Origin of the sequence: Sphingobium sp. (genome assembly GCF_035511395.1) — a bacterium.
Taxonomy (GTDB): domain Bacteria; phylum Pseudomonadota; class Alphaproteobacteria; order Sphingomonadales; family Sphingomonadaceae; genus Sphingobium.
Genome location: NZ_DATKFP010000413.1, coordinates 1 through 5688 on the forward strand (window position 1 = coordinate 1; position 5688 = coordinate 5688).

Sequence of the window (5688 nt, forward strand, 5' to 3'; positions counted from 1 at the left end):
AAGGAGTCCGATCATGCCCCGGTTTTTCAATCCCCAATCCATCATGAAGCGCGGTTTCAGCGTCAGCGCCGCTTTTGCAGGCAGTGCAACCCTGTTCCTGTCCGTCATGGCCATCATGGCCAGCCCGGCCGCAGAGGCGCAGGTCGTCCGGCATACGACCGTCGCGCCCCGCGCCGGAGTCGCGCACAGCCGCACCGTCATCGTCGACCGCGGCCGCCCCGGCTGGTGGCGCGGCCACCCCGGATTTGTCCATTATAACGGGCCGCGCCATGGCCATTATTTCGCGCCTGGCTACGGCTATTACCCCATCCCGCCCCGGCATGCGCATAGCGTCTGGATCGTCGGTGGCACCCTCCCTCTGTCGATGCGCCATTATGTCGTCGTCAATCCGGTCGGCTATGGACTGTACGCGGCACCGACTGGCCATGTCTGGTGCTATGCGGGGACGAACTTTGTGTTAATCGCCCGCAGCAGCGGCGTCATCGTCCAGTCCGTTGCCGGTGGTTGGTGATCGTCGTTACAACTCGCTCTGGCAGTTTGTTCGACTGCCAGAGCGATAGAGTCAGGAAGTGGGCGTGCCTGCGACGCTTGCCAGACGGTCCGTTTCCACTCCTTGCGCATCGAACCGGACGCGCAGTTTTCCCCAACCGGCGTCCATTTCTGAACCAATAGCGATCTCCAGGCGTTCGCGACTTACCAATCCAACTCCGCAGGATCCAAGCATGAAAACACCCCAGCGCAAGCTCATGGAAAAGGCGGGCGTCGTAAAATCGAGCGACACCTCCTCGCAGGCGGCGATGAAGATGTCCCTCGCGGAGACAGCCGGGCGTGCCGCCGTCACAGCGACGGTGACCTTTGCCGTCGGCTGGCTTCTCAAGAGGATGTTCGAGAAGAGCGTGAAGGAAGCCACCCCTCATGGTGCGCCCAGAGCGAAGCCGTCCAGCGCTGCACATAATCCTTCCGGAACCTACAAATCTCCATCAAAGCGCGCGCCTGATGGCGAGACGTCGTAAACTTTAAAGAGATTCGCCATCTAATCGGTCAGCCAACGTTCGGCCTTGGCTTCATCATCGAAAAATTCAACGTCTTCGCGATCGGTCAATCGCTGCGCCTGAAGACGGGCCAAGGTCGAACTGCAAATGAACGCGAGCCGTCGTGATCGCACGTCTGGCGAAGCGAGAAGCGAAGAAAAGCCATTCACTACCGACTGGGCCTGTATCTTCATCTGCTTGATATCCACCAGCGTCAAATGCCCTGGAGCATTCAGTTTCGACAGGTTCGAACGATATTCATTCGCAAAGCGCTGAACATCGTCCTCACTGAAAAAGCCGGCCATATTCACGCGCATCAGATTACGCCGAACATCGACAAGAAAATTGAACGTCGCATCCATCTTCGCTCTCCGATCGAGTAAACGATCCGGATCAGCGTGGGTTCAAAGTGTGTTGCACATGATGCTCTGGCCGACCGTTGCCGCCATATTCCAATGATCGGGCCAGCGCCTCGATGCGGGCGGTGGGGATGCGCCGCGCGATCACCGCCATAGTCGCTGACGATTTGCGAGCGTCGATGACATTGGGATCGCCTTGCCATGCGTGCAACCTGCCCGCGATATAGCTGGCTTTCTGGCCATAAATGATCGGCGCACCCTTGCCGGGGGCGTGGCAATTCTCGCAGGCTGGCACTGGCTGTCCCGATTTGCCCCCGACGCGCTCGATCGGGCGATCCGCGACGTCTGCCAGGCCCGGCATGGCGGCGAAGTAACGGGCCAGCCCTTCCATTTCCTGGACGCTAAGGTGCGCGACTGCTGCCTGCATCACCGCCCCTGCCCGTTCTCCCGACGCGAACCTTTGCATCGCAGCAAGCAGGTAGGCCGGGCGCTGACCGCCCAAGACCGGAATATCCGCCTGCCCCCGGCCGCGCCCATCTATTCCATGGCACCCGGTACAGGCCGCTACCACCTCGCTGCGGATGCCAGGAACCGGAATCAAGCCGGCTTCCTGCGTCAGCATCTGATATCGCGCCGGTGTCATATCCGGCAAGCTGCGGACGAAGGCCACCATTCGTCGCACCTCGTCAGGCCGATCCGACACGCCCCATGCGGGCATCCCGGTAAGCTTCACGCCATGCCGGATGATCCAGAACAGTTCCCTGTCGCGCCATTCGCCCGCCGTGCGCGAAAGGTCGGGCGCGGGCGGCGTTGCCTTTTGCATGACAGGGGATGGACGGACGCCAGGGGCGCCATGACAGACCTGACACGCTTGCCGATAATGGCCAGCCGCGCTGACGAGGCCGCTATCGTCGCGCGGATCCGTGGGCGACTGAAAAAGAGAATAGGTCCGCACGCTGTTGCGCATTACCCAGTGTAGAAACCAGTCGGTGACGCGCCAATGGCCGGACGAGGCCGAAATCTGCATCGCCCCGGACCAGGCGAAAACCATGCCCAAGGCGCCCATGCCCAGGATGAATGCCAGCAACCGTCTCCAGGTGATGCGAATGATCATGCCGCCTCCCTTTCGCGGACAATGCCGTACATCAGGGCCAGTCCGCCGATAAAATAACTGGCGGCGCCAACGATCAACATCACCACTCCCCCCAGTTGCTGATCGGCCAGAGGCTCCAGACCATGCAGACCCTGATGCATCGACGGATAAAGCGGTCGCGGTGCCAGGCCGATCAGAGCGCCTAGCAAAGTCATATGCATTGAGGTCAGCAGCAGGGCACCCACTCCTGCCGCGCGGTGGGCCGAGCGCAGGACCGCGGACCACAGCAACAGTCCTGCGATAAGGAAACTGAGCTGTTCAAAGAACAGTGTCGGCCATGCCGATGCGGCCAGTCGTCGAAATATCGGAAGATGCCACAGCCACACTGTCGTCAGTTCGACCAGCATCATGGCCATGGGCGTCACCGCGCGTGGCCAGCGGATAGCGGGATCAGCGCGCGTACCCTTCAGACCATAGGCTATAAGCGGAGCGGCGAGCGCCACTGCGATCATGTGCCCTGTCATATGCCCGATCATCCCCAAGCCGCCGCCAGCAGCGAACCAGCCGATGGGAAGCAGTACGATCCCCGCGCCGAGCCAGAACCGTTTCACAGGCAATCCCTCAGAAACACCACCGGCAGCGCCGTGAACAGCACGCCCACCAAGCTCAAACCCGCCAACAGCAACGTGGATTTGGCCAGGAAGCGCAGACGGTCGGCCTCCGTTCCATCCTCGTGCGGGGCCGATCGCCCCGGCACGCCACCCTGTCTCCAGGCGATCCAGCCCGACAGGAAGATGAGCGCCATTGCTACTACCGTACCGATTACGAATAGCGTCGGAAAGGTCGCAAAAGTGCCGACCTTGGCACAGGACACCGCTGCCCAGAGATAGGAAAAGAGGAAATGGCCGGCCCAGATCGCCGGCGGCACGATCAGCGTCCAAAGCGTGACCTTCAGCCGTTCATGCCATTTGCGCCGGCGGGTCATGCGACCTCCGGAAAAAGGCCGATGGTCACATAGGCCACGGCCGCCGTCAGGCCGAAGAAGTGCATGTAGACGCTGACATTGCGCAGGTCGGCATCATGGTCAGGGTCCATGCGTCCGGCCATGCTGCGAGCAAGCGCATAGGACTGCATGATGGCTGCAACGGCGCTGTGCGCTGTCGTCCAGATGGCAAGAGTCCACACGATGGCCGGATAACTGTGCGCCTGCGGATCAAGCCCGCTGGTCCATGGCCCCGCCAGTCCTGCTCCGACGCCCGCCAGACTGGCCAGGATTCCGATCATCAGCAACAGCCGGGCCATGCCGATGGCGCGCCTAGCATGCACTTCGCGCGCGCTGATCGTAGCAATCCAGCTTGCCAGCCCCAGTCCCAGTGCGATCAGGGGCCACATCATGCCCGGACCATCGGCCATGTCGGCGGGCGGGAAATCTTCATGCCGCGTCCAGAAGAAGAAATAGCCGAAGACAAGGCCCGAAAAGGCCGTCGCATCTGCCATCATGGTGATGAACATCGCCCACCATCCCGGTGCTGCCGGACCGGACAGGTAGAGCGGCAGGTCGATGCCATGACCGATCGGCTTGCAGGGCTTTTCGGGTATTTCCGCTGTCCCTGTCCAAAGCCACCAGAGCGCGCATGCTAGTGTCGCGACGCCGCAGGCCAGCGCCGCCCAATAGAGATGATAGGTGGTCAGGATGAACACCCCGCCCAGCGCGATCGCAGTCAGCATGGGTTTGATGCTGGGCGTGCCCAGCCGGATCACCGCCAGCGGCCGGGCATCCAGCACCGTGGTCACGATCGTCTCGCGCCGTCCTTCCTCCGCATCGGGCAGGAAAAAGCGACCTTCATCCACCTTCTTCATGAAGTCGGGCTGGTCCCAGATCGGATAGCGACTCTCGATCAGTGGCACGGACCTTATGCCCCAATCCTCATCTTCCGGATGGGCGAGCCATTCCAACGTCCCGGCATTCCAGGGATTGCGCGCCGCCTTGGCCCGACGCGGCGACAGGCAAAGGTCGATACAGACCACCGCCACACCGGCTGCAAACAGATAGGCACCGACGGTCGAGGCCATGTTGAGGCCGCCCAGCTCCAGTTCCGCAGGATAGGTGAAGACGCGGCGCGGCATGCCCATGAGGCCCGACAGATGCATGGGAAAGAAGGCGATGTTGGCGCCGATGAACATCATCCAGAAAGCGATGCGCCCAAGCCGGTCGGAGAGCTTCTTGCCCGTCACCAGCGGCCAATAATAATAGAGGCCAGCAAACAGCGGCATCAGCGTGCCGCCAATCAATACATAGTGAAGATGGGCAACGATGAAATAGCTGTCATGTGCTTGCCAGTCGAATGGCGCCACCGCGACCATCACACCGGTCAGCCCGCCGATCACGAATATGGCGAGGCTCCCCGTCGCATAGAGCAAGGGCGTCGACCAAGTTACGCGCCCGGCCCACAATGTCGCGATGAACACGAAAATCTGCACGCCGGTCGGGATCGCTACCGCTTCTGAAGCGGCAGAGAAGAATGCAAGGCTGATCTTGGGCAGGCCCGTCGTGAACATGTGGTGGACCCACAGGCCAAAGGACAGGAAGGCCGTTCCGACAGCCGCCAGCACGATCCAGGGATAGCCGAGCAGATGCCGGTTGGCGAAGGTCGGCACAAGCATGGCGAACAGCGCGATCGACGGCAGGAAGATGATATAGACTTCAGGATGGCCGAATATCCAGAAGAGATGCTGCCAGAGCAGCGGGTCGCCGCCTCGACTGGCGTCGAAGAAGGGCCAGTTGAGCAGCCGCTCCATTTCGAACAGGATGTCACCGGCGATCAACGGCGGAAAGGCGAACAGGATCATCACCGCCACGACCAATATGTACCAGGCATAGAGCGGCATCAGGTTGAGCCGCATCCCCGGCGGCCGGCATTTGAGCACGCCCACGATCAGTTCGACCGCAGCCGCCACCGACGACACCTCAATGAAGGAGAGGCCCAGCATCCATATGTCGGCCCCCAGCCCGGACAGGTCGGTGCGGGTGGTCAGCGGCGGATACATGAACCATCCGCCATCTGGCGCGGCGTTGAAGAAAATCGAACCAGACACGAATATCCCGCCGATCAGGAAGGACCAGTAGCCGAATGCCGAAAGGCGCGGAAAAGGCAGGTCGCGCGCGCCCAGCAGTTGCGGCAACAGGATGATCGACACTGCTTCG

General features: G+C 61.5%; 7 protein-coding genes. 1 reads left to right on the forward strand and 6 read right to left on the reverse strand.

Features of this window, described 5'->3' with window-relative positions:
* Positions 1–13: 13 nt before the first annotated feature.
* The gene (locus VMR39_RS27880) at positions 14–511 is read left to right on the forward strand and encodes an RcnB family protein (RefSeq protein ID WP_325421367.1); all 498 of its coding nucleotides are present in this window, start codon (positions 14–16) and stop codon (positions 509–511) included.
* Between the two features lie 51 nt (positions 512–562).
* Here VMR39_RS27880 and VMR39_RS27885 read toward each other — a convergent pair whose 3' ends face one another.
* The 6 genes from VMR39_RS27885 to VMR39_RS27910 all read right to left on the reverse strand — a co-directional run.
* The gene (locus VMR39_RS27885) at positions 563–910 is read right to left on the reverse strand and encodes a hypothetical protein (protein WP_325421369.1); all 348 of its coding nucleotides are present in this window, start codon (positions 908–910) and stop codon (positions 563–565) included.
* 123 nt (positions 911–1033) lie between these two features.
* Complete coding sequence (locus VMR39_RS27890; protein ID WP_325421371.1) at positions 1034–1393, reverse strand: hypothetical protein; 360 nt, start codon at positions 1391–1393, stop codon at positions 1034–1036.
* Between the two features lie 31 nt (positions 1394–1424).
* Positions 1425–2504, reverse strand: a complete 1080-nt coding sequence (locus tag VMR39_RS27895) for a c-type cytochrome (RefSeq protein ID WP_325421373.1) — start codon at positions 2502–2504, stop codon at positions 1425–1427.
* Entirely contained in the window at positions 2501–3094 is a 594-nt protein-coding gene (locus VMR39_RS27900) for a cytochrome c oxidase assembly protein (protein WP_325421375.1), read from the reverse strand. The genes VMR39_RS27895 and VMR39_RS27900 overlap by 4 nt, the downstream gene beginning before the upstream one ends.
* Positions 3091–3468 carry a hypothetical protein gene (locus VMR39_RS27905; RefSeq protein WP_325421377.1) on the reverse strand — a complete coding sequence of 126 codons (378 nt, stop codon included), beginning with the start codon at positions 3466–3468 and terminating at the stop codon, positions 3091–3093. Before VMR39_RS27905 ends, VMR39_RS27900 begins: the two co-directional genes overlap by 4 nt.
* Positions 3465–5688 (reverse strand): cbb3-type cytochrome c oxidase subunit I (locus VMR39_RS27910; RefSeq protein ID WP_325421379.1); only part of this gene is annotated, 2224 nt, incomplete at its 5' end. The genes VMR39_RS27910 and VMR39_RS27905, both read right to left, overlap by 4 nt.

What these genes read in the sequence shown, in the direction of transcription:
- VMR39_RS27880 (WP_325421367.1), top strand. Translation starts at nt 14, where the DNA reads ATGCCCCGGTTTTTCAATCCCCAATCCATCATGAAGCGCGGTTTCAGC.
- VMR39_RS27890 (WP_325421371.1), bottom strand. Translation starts at nt 1,393, where the DNA reads ATGGATGCGACGTTCAATTTTCTTGTCGATGTTCGGCGTAATCTGATG.
- VMR39_RS27895 (WP_325421373.1), bottom strand. Translation starts at nt 2,504, where the DNA reads ATGATCATTCGCATCACCTGGAGACGGTTGCTGGCATTCATCCTGGGC.
- VMR39_RS27905 (WP_325421377.1), bottom strand. Translation starts at nt 3,468, where the DNA reads ATGACCCGCCGGCGCAAATGGCATGAACGGCTGAAGGTCACGCTTTGG.